This window comes from Verrucomicrobiia bacterium, assembly GCA_026414565.1.
Lineage (GTDB): Bacteria > Verrucomicrobiota > Verrucomicrobiia > Limisphaerales > Fontisphaeraceae > Fontisphaera.
The window spans coordinates 1-21120 of record JAOAIT010000044.1; the positions used below are offsets into that span (position 1 = coordinate 1).

The following is a 21120-nucleotide window of genomic DNA, read 5'->3' on the forward strand; positions in this document are numbered from 1 at the left end:
TGAGGGCACTCTCGTCATCGTGAACGACGGCGACAAGAGGGTTGCGGAATACGACACCCAAACCGGGATGTTCACAAACAAGCTTCAAGGCATGGCCTACTCAAAGAAAGATGGGCTGGAAGGAGGAATCGAAATTGCCAAGTGGAGTTTGACTGACCTCCAGCAGCCGAAGTGACCCAACCGGCTGTCCCGCCAAAAGGTGTAAAGGAATCTAGCCGCGCTCAGGCCGCGGCGGGAAGGGAGGCTTGGGCGGGGGCCGGAGCCGGCACGCGGGACGCGTGCGCTCCCCGAGGCCGATGGTTATGGCCGCGGGGGTTAACAATGTGAACAGGTTGGGGCGGTTGCAAGGATGGTGAAAATACCAGTATCATAGATGGGGCATGATCGCCGAAGTGGAAGAAGTGACGGGCGAGGTGCGAATGCACGTGTGGGGGGCGGACTTGAGCGGCTCCCTGCAAGGCGCGGGCGGCGTGGGCGGGTTATTGATGACGTTCATCATTAATGGCCCGAATGCAGGGGTGTATTTTCCGGTTTATGATGGGAATGGGAACGTGATGGGGTATGTGCGGGGGGCGGATGGTTTGTTGGTGGTGCAATATGAGTATGGCCCTTTTGGCGAACTCCTCCGCGCCACTGGCCCCCTCTCCCAGACCTTCAACTACCTCTTCTCCACCAAACCCCTCGACTGGGAAATCGGCCTCCTCTACTACGGCCACCGCTACTACAATCCCACCACCGGCCGGTGGCCAAGCAGAGACCCGTTGGGGGAGAAGGGTGGCATTAATCTCTACGAGTTCGTGAGGAACAATCCTATCTTGAAGGTTGATCCAGACGGACGCAATCCAATCATTATCGGTGGCGGGATAATCGTTGTGGGTGGTGGTGGTGCTTACGTTGGCCTCTGCATCAACCGATGGGCCTGTCGGCGGTATCGCGACCTGACTCTTGGACTTGGTGAAGCCCAAGCCAACGCAAACGCTCCAGACGGTTCGACTCATCGCGGTGCAGGTGCTACTCCGGGCAATGACGCTGATATGCTGACACACTGCATCACCTCGTGCGATCTGGCACGACATCCAGGGCCTTGTGGCAGTCCTGACAGGGCGCTGGACTTCATGCAAGAACGAGAAACCGGCAACGACGCTGCGACGCAAATTGACCGGCTCAACAACGAAGTAGGCTTTGGAGTTGGAATCAGCTCACAGAGGCAGGGGCAAACCTGCACCGCTGCGTGTCTCGCTGCCTTGAATCGTGGCTTGCTCTACACCATTCGTAACGGAGCACCAGCGTCATCACCACCGAGGAGATAGCGTTATGGCGCTTCCCAAGAAATTGAAGTTGCTTCTCGGGGGTTTGGTTTTGTTACCAACTCTTTACGCAGCGAATTACTTTGTGACTCCTAACCTGATTGGTGTCACAAAACTTGAGGAGCGTTGCCGTCCTCGCGGAAAACTCAAGTTCGATTCAGAAACTTGGAAGCAAGCCGCACCAACCTCTGGCAGACGTTTTGAAATGGTGGACGACCTATTGAAGGCGGACACGCTGTTCAACCTCGACGCTAATCAGGTTGAGAACCTTCTGGGCAAAGCTGACATTGTCAGCGACCAGCAAGGTGAGAAACAGTTTGTTTACGTGCTTGGAGACCAAAGGGCTTACCCGGCCAGGTCAATTTGGTTTCCTCGATTGTTTGCCAACCGCGACCGCTGGATGCTTGAAGTCCGACTGCGCAACGGGAAAGTCTCCTTCGCAAAAGTGTTCTTCACCTGAAAGCGCCCAGTGTCCCGCACAAACGGTGTAAGGAATTTAGCACCGCTCAGGCCGTGGCGGGGAGGGAGGCTTCGGCGGGGGCCGGAGCCGGCACGCGAGACGCGCGCGCCCCCCGAGACCAAGGGTTAAGGCTGCGAGGGTTAACAACGCGATTGGGGCGGATCTGAGCGGCACCCTGCAAGGCGCTGGCGGCGTGGGCGCGAGCGGTGCTTAAGTTGCCGGAGAGGGGAGTAGAGTTACTGGCTTGCCGGGCTAGGAGATGGGTGGCCGCTTTAGTTGAGATTTTGGGGGGATCACCACCGAGGCCACGGTGTTGAGCAGGAAGAGGGCCACCGCCACGGCGTTGAAGATGGCACCCCATTGCCGCGCCCAGAATATATCCAGCAAGTCGCCCATCACCCGGAGGGCCAGCGCGCCGTGCAACATGGTTACGTGCGCATAGAGCACCGGGCGCCAGGTGGCGGTGAAATTGAGGATGGCCGGGAAGATGACGGGGGCATGGCCAAAAATCATGGAGAACACAAAGCCCACGAAGAAGGTGTGGAGCACGGCGTCATAGGGGAAGGGACCGCTTTCCAGCGGGCTGAAGCGCATCATCAAGATGCCGCTGAGGGACATCCAGACATAACCGGTGAGGAGGCACACGGCCATGAAGCGAGGCAGGCCCGGGTGTCTGAGGGTGCGGCGGGCCAGGTCAAACCATCCCAGCCAAAGCGCCAGGGCGAGCAGACCGGCGCCGGTCAGGCGCTCGCCCCAGAGGGGATGCCAGGCGCTGGCAATCACGCCGGTTAGGCAAGGGGCGAGGGCGGCAAAAAACAGAGGGCGGGCCCAGGGTGATGGGCGGGTGAAGCGATTCAAGTCGAGGCGCTCGCCCACGATGGTGAGGCCCAGGAAGGCGATCCACCAGGGCACGATGCGGTTGAAGGGCCAGCCCTGGGTCCACAGCACATTGCCCACCAGCCAGCACATTGCGGCGATGGCCATCAGGAGGGTGAAGAGGGCCTTTTGCAACGCCACCACGCGCCAGGCGACGGCGGCAAACACCGCGCTGCCAGCGGTGACCAGCCAGACGGGATGCGGTGCGGTAACGCCGGCCACCATGGCGAGGGAGCCGGCGGCGGTCAGGATGGGCGGGAGGTAGGTCCACCAGGTGCGCAGGCCCACGGCGCGTTCGAGGCCGATGACGGTGCCCAGGAAACCGCAAATCATCAAGGGGCCGTGGAGGGTGATCCAGTTGGCGCCATGTTCTGGGGTGGGCAGTTGCACGCCCAGCCGAAGGAGACCGCCCCAGACGGCGGCCACCAGGCAGGCCATGGCCAGGACCACGAGGGGTGCCCGGCCGGCGCGCTGCCAGCGCAGGCTGGTGGGTTGGTTTGCCGGCATACGTTGTGGGGCAGCGGGGCGGGTGCCGCCCCGGGCCGTTGTCCTTATTCTAGCTTAAACCGGCGGGGCTGGTTTGACCTGGGTAAAGGTTTTGGTTTTCCGGGGCAGGCGGGCAGGCAAGGCCATCCCGGGGCGAGGCGGTTATCCCCAAGGCCTGGTGTTTTACCGGTGAGAGGCTGGCGGGGAGGGTTAGAACAAGGTGCCCACGGCCATGCCCAGGACGCTCAAAGGTCCCTGGTCTTCGAGGCTTTCGGTGGCTTTGTCGAGTTTTTGGAGGGTCAGTTTGGCGTTTTTGAAGAGGCTTTCATCGTTGACCAGGCGGCCCACGGAGCCCTGGCCGCGGTTGATCTTCTGCATGATTTCCCGCAGGTTGGTCATGGCGGTGGAGGTTTCGGTGTAGAGCTTGTCGTCCTTGAGGAGGAGGCCGACGGTGCCCTTGCCGGCCTGGACGCCATCCAACATTTCGTTGACGCGGGAGAGGGCGAGGTTGAGGTTGGTGGTGATGGTCTTGGCGTTGGCGATGACGGCCCGGCCTTCGTCAATGGCGCTGCGGACTTCGAGGGCGGTGGCTTCAAAGTTGGAAAGGGTGTTCACGGCGGTGGTGTGGAGGGTGTCTTCGCGGATGAGGCGGCCCACGGTGCCACGGCCCTGGGCGATTTGATCGGAGATGCTGCGGAGGTTGCCAATGGTGAGGGTGAGGGGCTCGCGGTTTTGCTTGAGGAAATCGGTCAGGGGCCCCAGGAGGTTGTCAATGCGGTCGCCGCTGAAGCTGCGGGTGATGTTTTCGATGCCGCTGGCCACATTGTCCACCTTGGCCAGCATCTCGCTGAGGTCCGCCCCCTCCACGGTTTCGATGAATTTGCCGGGCTCGAGGGGGAGGCCTTTTTCGGAGCCGAAATCGAGCGCTACAAAGTTCTGGCCCATGAGGCCGGTGAACTTGATGCGGGCCTTGGAGTCGGTACGCACGACGACGTCCTTGCGGAGGCGGAGGGTGACCTGGACGAGGTTGTTGGTGAGGGTTACGCTGTCCACGCGGCCGACGGGCACGCCGGCCATTTTCACGGGGTCGCCCACTTTGAGTTCGTGCACGTTTTTGAAGAGGGCGTGGACGGGGTAGGTTTTAAGGAACAGGTCCTTGCTGCCGGCCAGCTCGAGAATGATGACGGCCACAATCACGGCCAGCGCAGCAAAGATGCCCAACCGGGTTTCGAGAGTGTTGCGCATAAGCGTCAGGTTTGAGGTTTGAATTTAAAGTCTGCGGATAAAAACTTTTGCACTTCGGGATCGGGGCATTGCCGGATTTGGGCGGGGGTGCCGAGGGCCCGGAGCCGGCCGCCCAGGAGGATGGCCATGCGATCGGCAATGCCGAAGGCCAGGTCGCGGTCATGGGTCACCACGAGGGAGGTGGCGCCGGTGCGGTCGTTCAGACGCACGATTTCCTCGGCAATGGTCACGGCAATCAAGGGGTCCAGCTCGCTGGTGGGTTCATCGTAGAGGATGAGCTGGGGTTCCACCACCAAGGCCCGGGCGATGGCGACGCGCTTTTTCATGCCGCCGGAAAGTTCGCCGGGCAGTTTGTGTTCGGTGCCGGCCATGCCCACGAGCTCCAGTTTTTCCCGGACGATGCGCTGAATTTCCTCGGGGGGCTTGAGGCGGTGCTCGCTGAGGTAAAGCCCCACATTTTCGCCCACGGTGAGGGAATTGAGGAGCGCGCCGCTTTGGAAGACCATGGCCATGCGGTAGCGGTCCATGATCTGGCCGCCGTCCACCGGCTGGCCATCAATTAAGATTTCGCCGGCGTCCGGGTTTTCCAATCCGATGATGTGGCGGAGCAGGACACTTTTGCCGCTGCCGCTGGGCCCCATGATGACGAACAGCTCGCCGGGGGCCACCTCGAAGCTCAAGTCGTGCAGCACGGTTTGCTGGCCGTAGGCCTTGTTGAGGCCGCGCACGGCCACCTTGACGCCCTTGGGATGGGATTCCGCCGGATTCATTCCTCGAAGTAGAGCAGCAGCCGGGTGACAAAATAGTCCAAAATCAGGATGAGCACGATGGAGTTGACGACGGCCTTGGTGACGGAGCGGCCGATGCCGCGCGGGCCGCCGATGGTGACCAGTCCCTGATGGCAGGAGACCAGCCCGACCACGAGGGCGAAGCAGAAGGTTTTGAACAGGCCATGCGCCAGGTCGCCCAATTCCACGATTTCCTGCAGGTTGTTGAAATAGGTGGGAAAGGAAATGGCGATGGACTGGTTGTAATGGGCCACCACCGCGCCGCCCAGCCAGCCGGTCAACACGGCAAACAACACCAGGGTGGGCAGCGCCACGGCGATGGCGGTCATGCGGGGCAGGACCAGATAATGGACGGGATTGATGTTGAGGGTGCGGAGGGCGTCCAGTTCCTGATAGACTTTCATGGAGCCAATTTCGGCCGCCATGGCGGAGCCGATGCGGCCGGCGATCAGGATGGACATCATGACCGGCGCCAGCTCCTTGCAGATGCTGATGCCCACCACGCCGCCCAAGAGGCTGGCCAGGCCGCGCTCGGCCAGCACGGGGCCGGTCTGCAGGGCCAGCACGCCGCCAATGAAAAAGGAGAGGATGCACGCCATCAACAAACTGGCGTTGCCGATTTCAAACATCTGATCCATGACCTTCTGGCGATGGCGCAGGAGCAAGGGCAGCGCCTGCAGCGTGCGCCAGAACAGAATCAGCATCTCGCCAATGTTTTGAAACATGGTATCCGGCCCGCGGGGGGGTGTAGGCCCCGCGCCTTCATTTCCTTAACGCGGAATGCGATGGATTTCAAAGCAAATCCCACAGACTCCGCAAAGGGGCTGAGGGATGGCCTGAATCCGCGGCGGGCGGCGACGGCTCATCCCCTGGCCATGAGGGCCTTGATGGGCTGGCCCTGGCCGTCGCGGGTGACATAGAAGGGCCGTTTTTCAACTTCGTAGGCGAGCTGGGGGGAGATGCCCATCAAATAATAAATTGTGGCGTGGAGGTCTTCGATGACCACGCGGTCCCGCAAGGTCTTGCAGGGCCGTTCATCGGCGGTCAGGCCGTGCAGGTAGCCTTTTTTCACGCCGCCGCCCCACATCAGGACGCAGCCGGCATCGGTGAAGTGGCGGTGCATGCCGTAGTGTTTGGGGTCCTGAATGGTGTCGGGGACATCCACCTGGTCTTTGACTTTTTTATCGGGTTTGCCTTCGACGAGGGAGTCGCGGCTGAACTCGCTGGCCAGCACGACGAGGGTGCGATCCAGGAGGCCGCGCTCTTCGAGGTCCAAAATCAGGCGGGCAATGGGCGCGTCAATGGCCTGCTTCATGTGCACCAGTTTTTCGTGGCCGTTCTCGTGGGTGTCCCAGTTGAGAAAGGGGATGTACTCGGTGGTGACCTCGATGAAACGCGCCCCGGCCTCGGCCAGCCGGCGGGCCAGCAGGCAACCCAGGCCAAAGCGGCCCACAGTGCTTTTTTCGTAGGTGCCGTCGCGGGTTTGCCGCGCTTCGGAGATTTTGGCGAGGTTGGTCACTCCGCCGGTGTATTGGCGCAGCGAGGCTTCAGGTTCCAGGCTTAAATCGAAAGCCTTGGCGGCGGGCGAGTTGAGCAGGCGGTGGGCGTTGTCCATCGCCCGCAGCAAGGATTCGCGCTGGTACTCGCTGCCGTGGCGCATGATGGGGCTGTGGGCCAGGAGCTGGCGGTAAAAACGCTCGCGGTTTTGAAAGCGTCCCGGCGTCATGCCTTCCGGGGGCTGGATGGCCCGCGCGGCCTGCTCGGGAAACGGGATGTTAAAGGGGCCGTATTCGCTTCCCAGAAAGCCGGCGGTGGTGAAGGCCTTAAGCTCCTCACCTTCGCCGACGTCGAAACGCTGGCCAATGTTGATGAAGGCGGGGACGGCGGGATTGAGGGGCCCCAGGGTGCGGGCGATGACCGCGCCAAGGTGGGGCGCCGCCACCGTCTGGGGGGGCGCATAACCGGTGTGCCACTGGTATTGATGGCGGGAGTGCAAGATGAAGCCGAGGTCCCCCGCGGTGTAGGAGCGGATCAACGTGCCGCGGTCCATGACTTTGGCCAGGTTTTCCAGCCCTGCCGAGAAGCGGATGCCGTCCACCACCGTGGGGATGCTGGGAAAGGTGCTGAGGACGTCGGAGGGTTTGAGGCCACTGGAAAACGGCGTGTAACGCTTGGGATCGAAGGTTTCGGTGTGGGCCATGCCGCCGGCCATCCAGAGAATGATGAGGCGGTCGGCTGCGGGTTCGATTTTGGGGGCGCTTTCGGCCGCCAAACGGCGCGGGAAACCGGCCGCCAGGGCGCCGAGCATGGCGGCGGAGGCGGTTTTCAGAAAGTCACGGCGCGAGGGAGGAATAGGACGGTGCCACATAACCAGAGCGGATTAGTAAATCATTTGAAATTCCGGCAGCATGGCCAGGCTCCAGAGGAAATCTTCCCAGCCTTCGCGGCGGCCATGTTCTTTCAAGTAGCGGCGAATCAGCGCCTCTTCGCGGGGCGTGGGGGGGCGTCCCAACGCCTGCCGGTAAACCTGGCGGATTAATGCCTCCGGCGGCTGGGGGGAGCGCTCGTTCAAGCGGGCGGCGCCTTCCTGGAGCAGGGCAGCCAGGGTTTTGCCGTTGGCCAGCTCCAGCATCTGGAGGGTGGTGGCCTGGGTGGGGCGGACGGTGCAGACCTGCTCGCGGTTGGGCCGGTCGAGGGCCACGGCCAGGGGATCGGCGGCTACCCAGACGGCGCGATAGCGTCCCCAGCGTTCGCAGGAATGGATGGCGGCGGCAAATGCGCGTTCGTTGAGCCAGTCAGCTTCCTGGCGGGCTGCGTCCGCGGGCAGCATTTCCCATTCAGCCAACGGCGGGAGGGATTCCCAATCATTGGTGCTGGCGGTGGTCCAGCGCCACTGTTGGGCCAAATCCGGCGTCCAGTCCTGGCCGTCCACGCGCAGGCGCAGGAAGGCGGCGAGGCTACGGGTGGTGGGCAGGGGTGTTTTTTCCGGTTTTTTGCCAACCCGCACCGCGAGCCGGTTGAAGCCGGCGCGGAGATGGGGGGCCAGGTCCATGACGGCGGGGGTGGCGGCAGAACGGGTGTCCCCCACGGCCTGGCCATTGACAAAAAGTTTCCATTCCAGGTTGGCGGCCAGCACAGCCTGGGCTGCGGCAGGCCGGCCGGGGAGCACCCATTCCCGGACAAACCAGGTCATCCAGTGGTTGGTGGCGGTTTCCGCGGAGGAGGTGGTTTGCAACACGGTGATTTGTTGTAGGCGCTGGGTCTGGATGTGCGGCGGCTCGGTAAGCAGCCAGTCCACGGTGGGCTGGGGCGAAGGGTAGCCCGCGCCGGTGATGTCGGCGAGCACATCGCGGAATTGCTCGGCGGTGAGCCGTCGCACCAGGGGGCCGCGGAAAACATAAGTGGAAGAGGGCGCCTCCGAGCCGGGCACCGCGGGCCGCTGATAGGCGCGGGAGGTGAGCAGCGTGGCCATCAGATGCTTGATATCATAGCCGTGGGCCACAAAGTCCTCCGCCAGCCAGTCCAGTAATTCCGGATGCCAGGCCGGAGCATCCATATCGTCCACTGGTTCCACCAGACCATGGCCGAAGAAGCGGGCCCAAAGGCGGTTGACCAGGGTGCGGGGAAGGCGGCCGTTGCGTTCACTGGTCATGAGGGAGGCGATTTGACGGAAGCGCTCCTGGCGATTGGTGGAGGGGGTGAGGGTGCCCAGCTCAGGATACAAGAAAGCATAGCCCGCCTTGCGGCCGGTGGGCTTGTCGCACTCAAAAATTTCCAGGGGCTCTTCGCTGAAGACATTGGCCAGGGCATAGGTGCCCGCCAGGGTGTAGTCGTTGATGAAACTGTCGTGGCAGGAGGCGCACTTGAGGTTGACGCCCATGAAGACGTGGGAAACGTTTTGGGCCGCCTGCATGGCGGGGGTTTGGCTGGAGTTGACCGCCCCGCGCCAGACAATGCCCTTGAGGAAACCCTCGGACTCAGGGGAGGGGTTGAGCAGTTCGCGCACCATTTGATGGTAGGGCATGTTGGTGGCCAGGGCGCTGTAGAGCCAGGCGGTGATCTGCTTGCGGCCGCCGTCAATGTAACCCGTGCCTTTGTAGTCGTTGCGGAGCAGGTCATTCCAGAAAGAGAGCCAGTGCTCGGCGTAGCGATGTTGATCTTGCAAGAGGCGGTGAACCAGAAGGGCGCGTTTGTCCGCCCGGCGGTCTGCGGCAAAGGCCTCCTGCTCTGCCAGCGTGGGCAGCACGCCCAGCACGTCCAGATAAACCCGCCTGACCCACACGCCGTCCGGTGCCGGAGCGGCGGGGGGCACGCCGTGTTTCCGGTAATACCCTTCCAGCCAGCGGTCCACCGGATGCGGGCCGCTGGTGGCGGTGGGGGGAGGGGGTTCCAAGCGGCGGGGGTGCAAATTGTGCAGGGGCTGGCGGGCAAATGTAATATCCGCGGGCCAGGCCAGTCCCTGGTCAATCCACGCCCGCAACAGCCCCACCTGCTGCGCGGTCAGGCGCTTGCCTTTTTTGGGCATGAGATTGTCGGGATCCAGGCCGCTGACCATTTCAATGAGCAGACTGCCGCGGCTGTCCCCCACCCGGACAGCCGGTCCGGAGTCGCCGCCCCGGAGCAAGTCCGTGCGGGTGTCTATTTTGAAGCCGCCCTTGTCCTTGCCGCGGCCGTGGCAATGGGCGCAGGAAACTTGGAGAATGGGCTGGATGTCTTTAACGAAATCCACTGTCCGTGCTGCGGGAGGTGGGAGTTGCTGTTGCTGCTCCGGAGACAAGGCCGCCGTGGCCCAGAAAGCGGGCAACAAACCCAACCATGCCAGGGCGTGGAAAAGCCGTGGGTGCATAGGGTATTAGTTAGCACAATAGTGATGATTCGCAAACGGAATGACGGGGGCCGGTGTCGGCGGCCGGATGGGTCAGGGGAGCCCGCCGGAGCCGGAAGGGAGGGCCGTTGGGTGCGCTAAAAAATTTGCAGAAAATCCAACCCATGATAACCATTAGTTAGCTTAACCCAATTTATTAATCCAGCTATGAGCGATCCGTGTTCCTTTCAGCGTCGGGAATTTGTCCGCCTCTTTGCCCTGGGGGCGTTGGGCATGGGATTTTGCGGGCCGTGGCGCCAATGGTTTGTGGTGGAGGCGCAGGCCCAGAGCCAGGGGGGGACGGGCACGTTTGTGTGCGATTTGTCGGTGGCGCCCTTCACGACGTTGCAGAACACCAACGGCTCCATTCGGGTGCGGGTGACGGGGACGCCGGCGAGTTTTGCGGAGATCATCATCACGCGCCTGGCCAACAATGTGTTTCATGCGGTCACATCCCGCTGCACCCACGAGGGCCAGCCGGTGAATCCTTACAATGGATCTTTTTTGCTTTGCCCCGCGCACGGCTCCCGCTTCAGTGCCAGCGGTTCAGTTCTTGCAGGGCCGGCGGTGACGCCGTTGACGAACTACACGACGCAATTCCAGGCCACGCCAGTCCCCGGCATTTTGCGTGTGCAAATACCCAATCTGGGTTACCGGATTGCCGGGGCCCTCACGCCGGTGACCGGCGGCAACCAGTTTCGTCTGGTGTTTCCCACGACCTCCGGCTGGAAATATGAGGTGCAGTTCATGAGCCAGCTTGGCGGTGCCTCGACGGTGGTGCCGTTTGCCACCACGCAGGGGGCCACGCCGAATTTGACGGTGCTCAATGGGGATGGCACCACCAAGACGGTGTTTGTGGCTGCAACCCAGGCGAACGGTTTTTTTGCCATTGTCACCAAGCCATAGGGCTTGGGCCTGGAGGCTGGCAGGGAGGCCCGGCGGGGCTGGCGTTACCGGTTGACAGCTCAGTCTGGGCCGAGAACTTCCCGCACTGCGGCCGCCAGGACTTCCACCATCCGCTCGATTTGTGTGGGAGTGACACAATAGGGGGGCATGAGCACGATGACATTGCCGATGGGCCGGGTGAGCACGCCGCGCCGGGCCATGGCTTCGCAGACCCGAAAGCCCACGCGTGCGGCCAGGGGGAATGATTCGCGGGTGCGCCAGTCCTTGACCAGTTCGATGCCGGCCACCAGTCCCTCCTGGCGGATGTCGCCCACCGTGGGCAGGGTCCACAGCGTTTGCAGCGCCGCGGCGAGATGACGTGCCAGCCGCTGGCGGGTGGCGGCGGCGCCGGGCTGTTGCAATAGTTGTAAACTGGCCAGGGCGGCGGCGGCGCCCAGTTGATTGGCGGTGTAACTGTGCCCGTGGAAGAAGGTCTTGAACTCGGCATATTCACCCAGGAAGGCGTTAAAGACCTCGAGGGTGGTGAGGGTGGCGGCCATGGGTAGGTAACCGCCGGTCAGTCCCTTGGCCAGGGCGAGGAAATCCGGCTGCACACCCTCGCGATGACAGGCAAAGAGCGTGCCGGTGCGGCCGAAACCGGTCATGACCTCATCGGCAATCAGGAAGGCGCCGTGGGCGCGGGCCAGGGCGGCGGCCTGGCGCAGCCAGCCGTGGGGCTGAGGGATCATGCCCGCCGCGCCTTGCAGGAGCGGTTCAAAAACAAAGGCGGCGTAGGGCCGGCCCTGGCGGCGGGCGCGGGCCAGTTTGTTTTCCAACTGGTCCAGGCATTCCCAGCGGCAGCGGCGCCAGGTGCGGGCATCGGCGCGTTCAGGTTTGGCCTGATTAAAAGGGCAGCGGTAACAGTAGGGGGCCATGACGGCATCACTTTTGAACAGCAGCCCGGCGTAGGTGCGATGAAACAAATCAATGTGCCCCAGGCTGACGGCCCCTACGGTGTCGCCATGGTAGGCACCCTGCAGGCCAAGGAAACGCGGGGTTTTGCCGGCCCGGCCCAGGCGGCGGCTGGCCTCGTAAGCCAGTTTGAGGGCGACTTCCAGCGCGGTGGAGCCGTCGTCTGAAAAGAACACCTTTTCCAGCGTGGGGTTGGTCAGCGGGGGGGTGAGGGATTGCTTCCCGCGGAGCCGTGCCAGCCGCACCAGTTGGGCGGCCAGCAGGGAGGCCGGCTCATTGGCGAGGCCCAAGGCGGAGCTGTGAGCGATTTTATTGAGCTGTGCGCGCACGGCCCGATTCAACACCGGATGGCAGTGGCCGTGGAGGTTGGTCCAAATGGAGGCGTTGGCATCCAGATAGGCGCGGCCGTGCACGTCCCATAGGCGGGGGCCGCGGCCCCGGACAATGACGATGGGTTCCTGGCGCATCCACTCCCGCATTTGCGTGAAGGGATGCCACACATAACGCACGTCCAGTTGGGCCAGGCGGTTCATGGTCGTTTGCCTAAAGCACGCAAGAGCGCCTCTACCTCCTCCGCGGTGTGCGCGGCGCTGAGGCTGATGCGCAGGCGCGCCCGCCCGCGCGGGACGGTGGGATAGCGGATGGCCGGCAGGAAAAAGCCGGCTTCGCGCAGCCGCCCAGCCCACTCCAGGGCCCGCTCCTCTGCGCCCAACAGCAGGGGGACAATGGCGGCGGCGGGGTCGGGGACCGGCCAGCCGTTGCGACGCAGGCCCTCCACCAGTTGCGCGCGACGGAGGCGCAGGGCCTGTCGGCGCTGTTCACCCTCCTCGGACTGCGCCACTTGAAGCCCCGCCAGAGCGGCTGCCGCCACGGCGGGCGGGGGTGCGGTGGAAAAGACAAAGCTGCGTGCCCGGTGGATCAGCCAGTCGCGCAATACGGCAGGGCCGGCAATAAATCCGCCGGCTGCGCCCAAGGCTTTGCCCAGGGTGCCCATTTGGATTTCGACGCGGGCACTCAGGCCCAACTGCTGGACCAGCCCGGCGCCGTGAGGCCCCAGCACGCCGGTGGCATGGGCTTCGTCCACCATGAGCCAGGCTTGATGGTGCTCCTTCAGGGCGACGATTTCGGCCAGGGGCGCGGCGTCACCGTCCATGGAATAGATGGATTCACAGATGATTAAAATCCGCTGGGCGGCGCCGGCGGCGCGTTGGGCAGCGGCCCAGGACAACTTGGCCTGCAGGTCGTTCAGGTCGTTGTGCGCGAAAACCCGGAGCCGCGCGCCGCTGAGCCGGGCGCCGTCCACCAGACAGGCATGGGCAAGTTTGTCCAGCAACACCACGTCGTTTCTATCCACCACGGCCGGAATGACGCCCAGGGCAGTGGCATAACCGCTGGAAAAACTCAGGGCCGCCGCGGCGCCCTTGTATTGGGCCAGCGCCCTCTCCAGGGCTTGCTGGGGGGGCAGAGAGCCGCTCAACAAGCGCGCAGCACCGGCGCCGGCGCCGTATTGTTCCAGGGCGGCCGCGGCTGCTTTTTTCAAGGCCGGATGGTTGGCCAGGCCGAGGTAGTCATTGGCGGAGAAATTGAGGCAATCGCGGCCGGCCAGCCGGATGCGCGGCCCCTGGGGAGATTCCAGGTTGTTCAATACCCGGCCCAGGCCGCGCGCGCGCCAGCGGGCCAGATCCTCGTTGAGTTGTGCCGCGAAATCACTCACTGCACCGGCAGCGCACTCAAAACTGAAACGCCGCGGCTGGCAATGTTAAAATGGGCGTCGCCGGGCGGGTCCGGGGTTGGGGGCAGGCGGGTGGGCGGATTCGCCGTTGCAAAAGGGGTGGGCATGGCGCATGTTAAAGCCGTGAAGGCCACGCGAGGGGTAGTCAATCCCACGTTGCGACAGCCATGCCAGAACCGCGCAGGGATGCCTGGCCGGCGGGAGGAGCGGGGGGGCTTTACGCTCATTGAGCTGCTGGTAGTGGTGGCCATTATTGCCATTCTGGCGGCGCTGTTGCTGCCGGCCCTGGCGCTGGCCAAGGAGCGGGCCCGGCGCACCCAATGCGTCAGCAACCTGCGCCAGTTGGCGCTGGCCATGCATGCGTATGCGGATGACAACCGGCAGCGGCTGCCCTCGGGGATGAACAATAAAATCGGGGGCTTTAATTTGTTTCAGCACATCTCCTGGCTGTCGGACGAGACGTACAAAGTCTGGCTGGAATATCAGCTCAACTACCGGGTGATGATTTGTCCGAATGTGTACGCCTGTTATGGCAGCGAGCCGAGGAAGGAGGTGCGCGGGGTGGAGCTGGGGTACAATTACCTGGGCGGTCGTGGGTATTATGATGATTTGCCGCCAGCCAAATTCAACTGGCAATCGCCGCAAAGCATTAATGAACGTCCGACCAACGGGCAGCCGGTGCTGGAGCTGTTTTGTGATTTGAACCAGTATTCGATGACGGAAAAATTCAGCACGGCACAGCATACCGCCACGGGGGGACGCACGGAGCTGGATCCTTACAAGGAGGTGGAGACGGTGCGCCTATACAGTGTGGGCGGCGTGCCTCCGGCGCAGGCGGGGAGCCGCGGGGGCAACGTGGCTTATCTGGATGGGTCGGTGCGTTGGGTGCCGATGTCGCGAATGCGCGAGCATGAGGCGATGGATCCCCTGAGCCGCAAGCATTTTGGGGCTTTCTGGTGATCTGGGGGCTCAGGGCATGCCGAAGTGCCGGGCGGCAAAGCGGAGGTATTGCTCCCAGTCGTAGGCGGTGATGTCGTGCGCGCCCGCCCGCAAGTGGTAGCCGATGTGCCCGCCCACGGGGGTGTTGGTGGGCGGCATTTCCGCCACACCCAAGCCGGGCAGGCCATAGAGACGGTACACCGGCTCGGCATGTTTGGCGGCCAGGAATTCCCCCTTGGGATCAGCCCATAAATCCTGGTCGGCACTGGCGACATAGACAGGGCGGGGCGCGATGAGGGCAATCAATTCGTGTTGATCCACCGGCAGGGCGTCTTCGTTTTGGTTGTATTGTTTGAACAGGCCGCAGAACCAGTGCGGGAAAGCGGTGTTGATGCGCTCCACCGTCTCCCCAAAACGCCGCCGGCTCAGGGCGGCCCCGCCGCAGCCGGAGTCGTTGGAAATGACAATGGCGAAGCGGGTGTCCACCGCACCAGCCCAGAGCGCCGCCTTGCCGTGCCGGGAATGGCCAAATACCACCACGCGGCGCGCGTCCAGATCGCGGTCTTTTTCAAGGTAGTCCATCGCCCGGCTGAGTCCCCAGGCCCATGCGGCCAGCGCGCCCCAGTCCGAGGGGCCAAAAACCGTGTTGGTCCCCTGCCTGCTCAAGGCGGCGCGCACGCCGGTTTTCCAGCCGTTTTCATGATCGGGTTCGATGTCGCCATAATAAAACGTGGCCACTGCAAAGCCGCGTTGGAGGGCCTCTTCGATGGCCCAACGGGAAGCCTGAAAACCGCGGGATTTCTCGGTGGCGCGATTCTTCACCACGACCTCCTCCCGGCCCTGGCGCAGCCAGCGTTCGGTGATTTTGATGGCCGGATCGGGATGCACGGACTGGTTGCCGAAGTAATTCATGCCCAGAAACACCGGCACCGGTTTCAGGGCCTGGTTGGGCACGTAGATCAGCAGCTCCAGGGACGGGCCGTTGGTTTTGCCGGTCAGGTAGATGATGATTTCTTTGCGGGTGGCTTTGCCGCCCAGGGCCTGGCGGTCATAAGACCAGGTGTGAAATTTCATCCCCGCCGGGCGGCCCGGCGCCCGGCCATACACGTGGTCGGTGAACCATTTCAGAATGGCCGGCCGGCCTTTCTTTTCCCAGGTTTTGGCGTCATCAATGATTTTGCCATTGGGCAGGACCAGCGGATCCGGCAGGCGGTACTCCGGCACTTTGGCTTCATCATAATTCGGTTGGAAGGTGGCCGCCGCCTGAGCACAGAGAGCCATGGACAGGGACAGGCAAACCAGCGGTGGTGCTTTCATGGCCTTCTATCCTGCCAGAGAAGGGGCCTTTTGACGAGGCCGAAACGGCGCTTGCACGGGGGCAGGGCTCGGGGCTAGTTTAGATACACCGCCGCTGGATGGGCCAGTCTGGGCGGGGGATTGAAATGATGAAGACCATGTGGACTGCTTTCCGTCAGGGTTGCCTGGCACTGGCGATGGTGGGGGGATTGTGCGTGGGGCAACTGCAAGGCGCAGAACTCAGCGAGGCAGAAAAGGCCTGGGAGGAGTTTCAACTGGCCAGCCGCACGCCCCCGACGCCCAAGGAATGGCGTGCCCAGCGGCCCTCCCGCGAGGAATACGAGAAGTATCTGGAGACGGTCAAGGAGACTCTCCTCAAGGCGGCGGAGAAGGCGCGGGACTTTTACACCCGTTTCCCGCAGGATCCGAATGCCCCCCGGGCGCGGCGAAAGGAATATGAGTTTTTGAACCGGCTTTACAGCATGGGCCGCAAAGAGCTGGAGAACCGGATCATTGAGCTGGAAAAGGCACGGCTGGCCGAGAAGGACTTATCCGAGGAAGATCGTTTCGAGATTCGAAACAAACAGGTGGAGCGCCGCGTGCAAGCCGCGCAAAGCGAGGGCATGCAGGCCACGCTGGCCGAGCTGGAAAAAGGGGCGCGGGAGCTGCAGAAGGAATTTCCCCAACAGCCGGAGGTCTATGAGATGCTCTACTCCGTGGCCGCCAACGCCGAGGCAGCCAAAAGCCGCGAGCTGGCGCAGGAATTGTTGAAAGACGCGCGGGCGCCCCAGACCGTGAAGGAGCGTTGCAGCGGCCTGCTCAAACGGCTGGAGATCCTGGGCAAGCCGCTGGAGCTGTCCTTCACCGCGGTGGACGGCCGGGAGGTCAACCTCGCCAACTACAAAGGGAAGGTGGTGTTGGTGGATTTCTGGGCCACGTGGTGCGGGCCGTGCGTGGCCGAGCTGCCCAATGTGCTCAAGGCCTACGAGGAATTGCATCCCAAGGGATTCGAGATTGTAGGCATCAGCTTTGACAGCGACAAGGATGCCCTGCTCAAGTTTATCAAGGAGAAGAAGATGCCCTGGCCACAGTACTTTGACGGCAAGGCCTGGGGCAACAAATGGGGCCAGGAATATGGCATTACGGCCATTCCCACCATGTGGCTGGTGGACAAGCGAGGGGTGCTGGTGGACATGAATGCCCGCGCCAACCTGGCCGAAAAGGTGCGCAAATTGCTGGCCGAATAGGCCCGGCCTTATGGCGGTGGCGGCGGCTGCCACGCGAAGGACGCAAATCCAAAGGCCGCAAGAAAAGCCTTGGTATCAGCGGTCACCCGCACCGGCTGCCGGGTATGGGGCTGCTCGAAGGCCAGGTGGGTTGCGCGCAAGGCCAGGGGAAAGCGCTCCCGTGCCGCCGGCGTGGGCGGCTGGCCGCCATAGAGTTCATCGCCGGTGACGGGACAGCCAGCCGCGGCCAGATGCAGGCGGATTTGGTGGGTGCGGCCGGTAAGGGGCCGCGCTTCCACCAGGGTGAGGTGGGGATGGCCGGCCAGCACGCGAAAATGGGTCTCGGCCGGTTTGCCCCGCTTTTCGTCCACGCGCATGAGGCCCGGGCGCCCCGGCACGGGAGCGATTTTCTGGGTGGCAACCCATTCCGGTTGCGGGGGAGGCCGGTTCACCACCGCCAGATACACCTTATGCACGAGGCGATGTTCAAACAGATGAGTGTAGGCATCCACCAGCGCCCGTTGTTTGACCATCAACACCAGGCCCGTGGTTTCTGCGTCCAGACGATGCACGAATCGTAGAAACTTGAGCTGCCGCGCCCGGGCCCAGGGCGCGCCCGCCTGGATGGCCGCCATCAAGGCGGCGGTGAGGTTGCGCGAGGTGCGATTCCAATGCGCGGGCGCCAGCAGCCAGCCGGCGGGTTTGTCCATCACCAGGCACTGCCGGTCTTCATGGACTATCGGGATGCAGACGCGGCTGCGGCCGCGCCCGAGTTCAATCCAGGGCTCCCGCCACATAAACTGGCAAAAGCAATCCCCTGCCAGGGGGCAGGGGATTGGGCAAGGGACGACGACCAATCACGGATTACACCGCTTTGTCCCACGGGGCGCGTTTGGGCCGGTCAAGCCACGAGTTGGCTTCGGCGTCGCCAATGAAGCGCTCCTTCACGGGGTCCCACTTCAGGGCGCGCTTGTTCCAGTAGGCGAGGTTGCCCAGATGGCAGACGGTGACCGAGCGGCAGCCCACCTCGACATCACAAATGGGTTTTTGCCGGGAGCGCATGCAGGCCAGGAAGTCCCGCTGGTGATTGGAGCTGTTGTACAACTTGATGGGCAGGCCGCCTGGTTTGTACTCCGCATCAATGCCCTCCGGCTCGGCTTTGAATCTGCCGCGGTCCACACAAATCTTGCCTTTCTCGCCCACGAAAACCACGCCGAACCCGTAGCCCTGCAGACCGCCATGATACATCAGGGTGCCGTTGGCATATTTGTAGGTGAGGCGTTTGACGTCCTTGCCGTCGGGCGGGATGATTTCCACCGGTCCGCTTTCGTCCATGCCCAGGCCCCATTGGGCAATGTCGAAGTGATGGGCGCCCCAGTCGGTCATCATGCCGCCGGAGTACTCGCGGTAATTGCGCCAGTTGGGGAAATGGCTGTGCGGGGATTCCTTTTTCACGCCGTTCTCCTCCTTGACGACGCGGCGCGGACTGAGGACCGAGTTGTAGGGGCGCATGGGGGCCGGCCCCAGCCACATATCCCAGTCGAGATCGGGTTCCATGGGTTCCTCCGGCAGATCGCACCACTTGGAGGGCCCGCCGACGGACACATAGATTTCCTGGATTTTGCCGATGACGCCGTTGCGCACCAGCTCGCAGGCCTTGAGGAATTCGCGGGAGGAGCGCTGCATGCTGCCGGTTTGGAAGACACGCTGGTTTTTGCGCACGGCGTTCACCATGGCGCGGGCCTCGGCGATGGTCAGGGAGAGCGGTTTTTCGCAGTAGATGTCCTTTTTGGCATTGGCCGCCATGATGCTTTGGATGGCATGCCAGTGGTCTGGTGTGGCAATGCACACGGCGTCAATGTCTTTGCGCTGAAGCAGCTCGCGAAAATCCTTGTAGGCATCGCACCCTTTGTAGGTGCCCTGACCGGTATTTTTGGCGTAGCGATCTTCCACGATTTTCTTGTGGTATTGGAGCCGGAAGCCGTCGCAATCGTTGACGGCCACCACCTGAACATCGGCGCTGCCGAGCCAGCCACCCAGCAGACCGCGCCCCTGGGTGCCCATGCCGATGCATCCCATGGTGATGCGGTTGTTGGGGCTGACCTCCGCGGACCAGATATGCGAAGGCAGGATGAACGGAGTGGACGCCGCCAGGGCGGCCGACCGCAGAAAGCTGCGCCGATTGACTGACCAGTGCTTGCTCATAAGGATTGGTTATTGTTAACAAAGGTATGACGCGCCAAAGACGGCCTGCATTCAAGCAAAATCTGGGCGCTCCGGAGCGGCTTATTCTCTCTGTAATTTACCGGCATTTGACATCCCGCCCGCCTGCCCGTAGGTTAGGCGCAGCGACGCAAACTGTTAGCAGCGGGCCAGATATGGGGAAGAAACCAGTCAGCCGGGTGCCTGCGGATCAGGGGTTGCATGTTATTGCAGCCCGTTTCCGCCTTTTGGGAGATGTCAACCGCCTCAAGATCATTGAGTTGCTGGATGACGGGGTGAAAGAACGCTCACTGCCCGAGTTGAGGGCGCGCCTGCGCATGAGCCAGGCCATGCTGATGAAGCACCTGCGGGCATTGACCAGCGCCGGTGTGCTGGGCCGGCGCAAAGAGGGGAATACCGTGTGGTATTCGCTGATTGATCCCAGCGTCAACGAATTGTGCGATCTGGTCAGCGAGAGCGTTCAACAACGTCTGGCCGCCCACTTCAAGCACTACGAGGATTACGAGCTTTAAGACGACTCCCGCACGCTGGGAGGGGGCAGAGAGCGAGAATCGCCGGGCTGCTGCACTTACTCAAAACTGGTGGCTACGCCGGTTTTGCTGCGTTCGGCCAGCCATTTCTTGTAGTCTTCCTCAGTGTCCACCACCACATAGCCGGCCATTTTGGCGTGGCCATTGCCGCAGAGTTGGGCGCAGGTGATCATGTAGCGGCCCACGCGGGTGGGGGTGAACTGGGTGGTGGTGGGCACGCCGGGGATGGCGTCCTGGGTGGTGCGAAAGGCCACGACCTTGAAGCTGTGAATCACATCCTTGCTGGTCAGGCGGATGACCACCGGTTTGCCCACCGGCACATGCATTTCGCCCATCGGGGGGGTGACATCGTCCTTGCCGGCGGGATCCTTGTCATCGTAGCCCAGCGGGTTGCTGGGGGACACGAGGCTGATGTCCTGACGGCCAAAGACGCCGTCGGGGCCGGGGTAGCGGAAATTCCATTGGAATTGCTCGGCGGTGACGCGCACCTGGGTAACCTCCTGGCCGACCGGCAGATTTTTGGGATCGGTGAGCTTGGCCCACATGGGCAGGGCGAAAGCCAGCAGGATGAGCGTTTCAATGCCGGCGACCACCAGTTCGAGGTATTTGGGGGCGTTGGTCTGGGCCCCCAGATGATTGGCCTTGGGGGTCTTGGTCTGGCGGAAACGGAAGAGCACGTAAATGAAATAAGCCCCCCACCCGATGAACAGCACGAGCATGAGCCAGTGGAGGTAATTGATCAGGCGATCCACGTCCTGGCCATGTTGCGAGGCCAGCGGCGGCATGGGCACCAGATTGGCGAAAAGAAGCAGATTCATGGCTTGGAGGAAGAGGAAGCGGGAAGCATCGTCTCGGCAGCTTTGGCCTCGGCGGCAGCCCGGCGGGAGAGGTAAATAAAGAAGCCGGCCAGCCAGCCCAGCACCAACAACACCAGCCCCAGCAGGGCAAAGATGCCCATGTTCAGGCCTTCGGCCAGTTTCGAGTCGGACTTGCCAAAACAGGTGGCACAGGCGGCCGCCTGCGGGGTCCAGCTCAACCAGAACAAGAGCAGTGCGGCCAGCGCCAGCCGCGTCCACATCAAGGGCGTTTTCATTGGATGCCTTTCATTTTACGCCAGAAATAAATCACGTACCCAAACAGGACGATGCCCGAGAGGGCCGAGCCGCCGCCGTACACGGCGAAGGCGGTTTCGCCCGTTTTAAGGTAGATATTGAAGGCCCAGGCCGCAAGGCCGAGGGTCAGCAAAAAGGCCGCGGTGATGAAAAAAATGTGGAGGGCTTTGAGGGGCATA

General features: G+C 62.7%; 20 protein-coding genes. 6 read left to right on the plus strand and 14 right to left on the minus strand.

The window, feature by feature from the left end:
• Positions 1 to 380 precede the first annotated feature (380 nt).
• Both N3J91_09820 and N3J91_09825 read left to right on the plus strand, forming a co-directional pair.
• On the plus strand, positions 381 to 1310 hold the full coding sequence (locus N3J91_09820; protein MCX8156727.1) for an RHS repeat-associated core domain-containing protein: 930 nt from the start codon (positions 381 to 383) through the stop codon (positions 1308 to 1310).
• Between the two features lie 4 nt (positions 1311 to 1314).
• Positions 1315 to 1767: a hypothetical protein gene (locus N3J91_09825; protein ID MCX8156728.1), complete on the plus strand. Its 453-nt coding sequence runs from the start codon at positions 1315 to 1317 to the stop codon at positions 1765 to 1767.
• A gap of 252 nt (positions 1768 to 2019) precedes the next feature.
• Here N3J91_09825 and N3J91_09830 read toward each other — a convergent pair whose 3' ends face one another.
• From N3J91_09830 to N3J91_09855, 6 genes are all read right to left on the minus strand, one after another.
• Positions 2020 to 3150, minus strand: coding sequence for a hypothetical protein (locus N3J91_09830; protein MCX8156729.1), 1131 nt, complete (start codon positions 3148 to 3150; stop codon positions 2020 to 2022).
• Positions 3151 to 3339: 189 nt separating this feature from the next.
• Positions 3340 to 4374, minus strand: coding sequence for an MlaD family protein (locus tag N3J91_09835; protein ID MCX8156730.1), 1035 nt, complete (start codon positions 4372 to 4374; stop codon positions 3340 to 3342).
• Between the two features lie 5 nt (positions 4375 to 4379).
• Positions 4380 to 5144 carry an ATP-binding cassette domain-containing protein gene (locus N3J91_09840; protein MCX8156731.1) on the minus strand — a complete coding sequence of 255 codons (765 nt, stop codon included), beginning with the start codon at positions 5142 to 5144 and terminating at the stop codon, positions 4380 to 4382.
• Entirely contained in the window at positions 5141 to 5887 is a 747-nt protein-coding gene (locus N3J91_09845; GenBank protein MCX8156732.1) for an ABC transporter permease, read from the minus strand. The genes N3J91_09840 and N3J91_09845 overlap by 4 nt, the downstream gene beginning before the upstream one ends.
• A gap of 137 nt (positions 5888 to 6024) precedes the next feature.
• Positions 6025 to 7530 carry a DUF1501 domain-containing protein gene (locus tag N3J91_09850; GenBank protein MCX8156733.1) on the minus strand — a complete coding sequence of 502 codons (1506 nt, stop codon included), beginning with the start codon at positions 7528 to 7530 and terminating at the stop codon, positions 6025 to 6027.
• 12 nt (positions 7531 to 7542) lie between these two features.
• The gene (locus N3J91_09855; GenBank protein MCX8156734.1) at positions 7543 to 10008 is read right to left on the minus strand and encodes a DUF1553 domain-containing protein; all 2466 of its coding nucleotides are present in this window, start codon (positions 10006 to 10008) and stop codon (positions 7543 to 7545) included.
• A gap of 186 nt (positions 10009 to 10194) precedes the next feature.
• Here N3J91_09855 and N3J91_09860 point away from each other — a divergent pair, with 186 nt between their 5' ends.
• Positions 10195 to 10932, plus strand: coding sequence for a Rieske (2Fe-2S) protein (locus tag N3J91_09860; protein MCX8156735.1), 738 nt, complete (start codon positions 10195 to 10197; stop codon positions 10930 to 10932).
• Between the two features lie 59 nt (positions 10933 to 10991).
• Here the strand turns inward: N3J91_09860 and bioA are convergent, their stop codons facing one another.
• Positions 10992 to 12416 carry an adenosylmethionine--8-amino-7-oxononanoate transaminase gene (gene bioA, locus N3J91_09865; GenBank protein ID MCX8156736.1) on the minus strand — a complete coding sequence of 475 codons (1425 nt, stop codon included), beginning with the start codon at positions 12414 to 12416 and terminating at the stop codon, positions 10992 to 10994.
• Positions 12413 to 13597 carry an 8-amino-7-oxononanoate synthase gene (gene bioF, locus N3J91_09870; protein ID MCX8156737.1) on the minus strand — a complete coding sequence of 395 codons (1185 nt, stop codon included), beginning with the start codon at positions 13595 to 13597 and terminating at the stop codon, positions 12413 to 12415. Before bioF ends, bioA begins: the two co-directional genes overlap by 4 nt.
• A gap of 204 nt (positions 13598 to 13801) precedes the next feature.
• On the opposite strand from bioF, the gene N3J91_09875 reads away from it, so the two are divergent.
• Positions 13802 to 14575, plus strand: coding sequence for a DUF1559 domain-containing protein (locus tag N3J91_09875; protein ID MCX8156738.1), 774 nt, complete (start codon positions 13802 to 13804; stop codon positions 14573 to 14575).
• A 9-nt stretch (positions 14576 to 14584) separates the two neighbouring features.
• Here N3J91_09875 and N3J91_09880 read toward each other — a convergent pair whose 3' ends face one another.
• On the minus strand, positions 14585 to 15871 hold the full coding sequence (locus N3J91_09880; protein MCX8156739.1) for an acetylxylan esterase: 1287 nt from the start codon (positions 15869 to 15871) through the stop codon (positions 14585 to 14587).
• Between the two features lie 137 nt (positions 15872 to 16008).
• Here N3J91_09880 and N3J91_09885 point away from each other — a divergent pair, with 137 nt between their 5' ends.
• Positions 16009 to 17097 carry a redoxin family protein gene (locus N3J91_09885; protein ID MCX8156740.1) on the plus strand — a complete coding sequence of 363 codons (1089 nt, stop codon included), beginning with the start codon at positions 16009 to 16011 and terminating at the stop codon, positions 17095 to 17097.
• Positions 17098 to 17105: 8 nt separating this feature from the next.
• Here N3J91_09885 and N3J91_09890 read toward each other — a convergent pair whose 3' ends face one another.
• The gene (locus tag N3J91_09890) at positions 17106 to 17873 is read right to left on the minus strand and encodes an RluA family pseudouridine synthase (protein ID MCX8156741.1); all 768 of its coding nucleotides are present in this window, start codon (positions 17871 to 17873) and stop codon (positions 17106 to 17108) included.
• Between the two features lie 67 nt (positions 17874 to 17940).
• Positions 17941 to 19281, minus strand: a complete 1341-nt coding sequence (locus tag N3J91_09895) for a Gfo/Idh/MocA family oxidoreductase (protein ID MCX8156742.1) — start codon at positions 19279 to 19281, stop codon at positions 17941 to 17943.
• A 173-nt stretch (positions 19282 to 19454) separates the two neighbouring features.
• Here N3J91_09895 and N3J91_09900 point away from each other — a divergent pair, with 173 nt between their 5' ends.
• Positions 19455 to 19811, plus strand: coding sequence for a metalloregulator ArsR/SmtB family transcription factor (locus N3J91_09900; protein ID MCX8156743.1), 357 nt, complete (start codon positions 19455 to 19457; stop codon positions 19809 to 19811).
• 56 nt (positions 19812 to 19867) lie between these two features.
• Here the strand turns inward: N3J91_09900 and N3J91_09905 are convergent, their stop codons facing one another.
• From N3J91_09905 to N3J91_09915, 3 genes are read right to left on the minus strand one after another with little or no spacing between them, the layout of a single operon-like run.
• The gene (locus N3J91_09905; protein ID MCX8156744.1) at positions 19868 to 20647 is read right to left on the minus strand and encodes a cytochrome c oxidase subunit II; all 780 of its coding nucleotides are present in this window, start codon (positions 20645 to 20647) and stop codon (positions 19868 to 19870) included.
• Positions 20644 to 20922 carry a hypothetical protein gene (locus N3J91_09910; protein ID MCX8156745.1) on the minus strand — a complete coding sequence of 93 codons (279 nt, stop codon included), beginning with the start codon at positions 20920 to 20922 and terminating at the stop codon, positions 20644 to 20646. Before N3J91_09910 ends, N3J91_09905 begins: the two co-directional genes overlap by 4 nt.
• A complete protein-coding gene (locus tag N3J91_09915; GenBank protein MCX8156746.1) occupies positions 20919 to 21119 on the minus strand; it encodes a hypothetical protein in 201 nt (66 codons plus the stop codon). Before N3J91_09915 ends, N3J91_09910 begins: the two co-directional genes overlap by 4 nt.
• Position 21120: the final 1 nt, after the last annotated feature.

Excerpts from the sequence above, each read along its gene's own strand:
- N3J91_09845 (MCX8156732.1), bottom strand. The coding sequence starts at position 5,887 with ATGTTTCAAAACATTGGCGAGATGCTGATTCTGTTCTGGCGCACGCTG.
- N3J91_09835 (MCX8156730.1), bottom strand. The coding sequence starts at position 4,374 with ATGCGCAACACTCTCGAAACCCGGTTGGGCATCTTTGCTGCGCTGGCC.
- N3J91_09905 (MCX8156744.1), bottom strand. The coding sequence starts at position 20,647 with ATGAATCTGCTTCTTTTCGCCAATCTGGTGCCCATGCCGCCGCTGGCC.
- bioA (MCX8156736.1), bottom strand. The coding sequence starts at position 12,416 with ATGAACCGCCTGGCCCAACTGGACGTGCGTTATGTGTGGCATCCCTTC.
- N3J91_09910 (MCX8156745.1), bottom strand. The coding sequence starts at position 20,922 with ATGAAAACGCCCTTGATGTGGACGCGGCTGGCGCTGGCCGCACTGCTC.
- N3J91_09830 (MCX8156729.1), bottom strand. The coding sequence starts at position 3,150 with ATGCCGGCAAACCAACCCACCAGCCTGCGCTGGCAGCGCGCCGGCCGG.
- N3J91_09880 (MCX8156739.1), bottom strand. The coding sequence starts at position 15,871 with ATGAAAGCACCACCGCTGGTTTGCCTGTCCCTGTCCATGGCTCTCTGT.
- N3J91_09840 (MCX8156731.1), bottom strand. The coding sequence starts at position 5,144 with ATGAATCCGGCGGAATCCCATCCCAAGGGCGTCAAGGTGGCCGTGCGC.
- N3J91_09820 (MCX8156727.1), top strand. The coding sequence starts at position 381 with ATGATCGCCGAAGTGGAAGAAGTGACGGGCGAGGTGCGAATGCACGTG.
- N3J91_09885 (MCX8156740.1), top strand. The coding sequence starts at position 16,009 with ATGTGGACTGCTTTCCGTCAGGGTTGCCTGGCACTGGCGATGGTGGGG.
- N3J91_09875 (MCX8156738.1), top strand. The coding sequence starts at position 13,802 with ATGCCTGGCCGGCGGGAGGAGCGGGGGGGCTTTACGCTCATTGAGCTG.
- N3J91_09855 (MCX8156734.1), bottom strand. The coding sequence starts at position 10,008 with ATGCACCCACGGCTTTTCCACGCCCTGGCATGGTTGGGTTTGTTGCCC.
- N3J91_09825 (MCX8156728.1), top strand. The coding sequence starts at position 1,315 with ATGGCGCTTCCCAAGAAATTGAAGTTGCTTCTCGGGGGTTTGGTTTTG.
- N3J91_09895 (MCX8156742.1), bottom strand. The coding sequence starts at position 19,281 with ATGAGCAAGCACTGGTCAGTCAATCGGCGCAGCTTTCTGCGGTCGGCC.
- N3J91_09915 (MCX8156746.1), bottom strand. The coding sequence starts at position 21,119 with ATGCCCCTCAAAGCCCTCCACATTTTTTTCATCACCGCGGCCTTTTTG.
- N3J91_09890 (MCX8156741.1), bottom strand. The coding sequence starts at position 17,873 with ATGTGGCGGGAGCCCTGGATTGAACTCGGGCGCGGCCGCAGCCGCGTC.
- N3J91_09850 (MCX8156733.1), bottom strand. The coding sequence starts at position 7,530 with ATGTGGCACCGTCCTATTCCTCCCTCGCGCCGTGACTTTCTGAAAACC.
- N3J91_09860 (MCX8156735.1), top strand. The coding sequence starts at position 10,195 with ATGAGCGATCCGTGTTCCTTTCAGCGTCGGGAATTTGTCCGCCTCTTT.
- N3J91_09900 (MCX8156743.1), top strand. The coding sequence starts at position 19,455 with ATGGGGAAGAAACCAGTCAGCCGGGTGCCTGCGGATCAGGGGTTGCAT.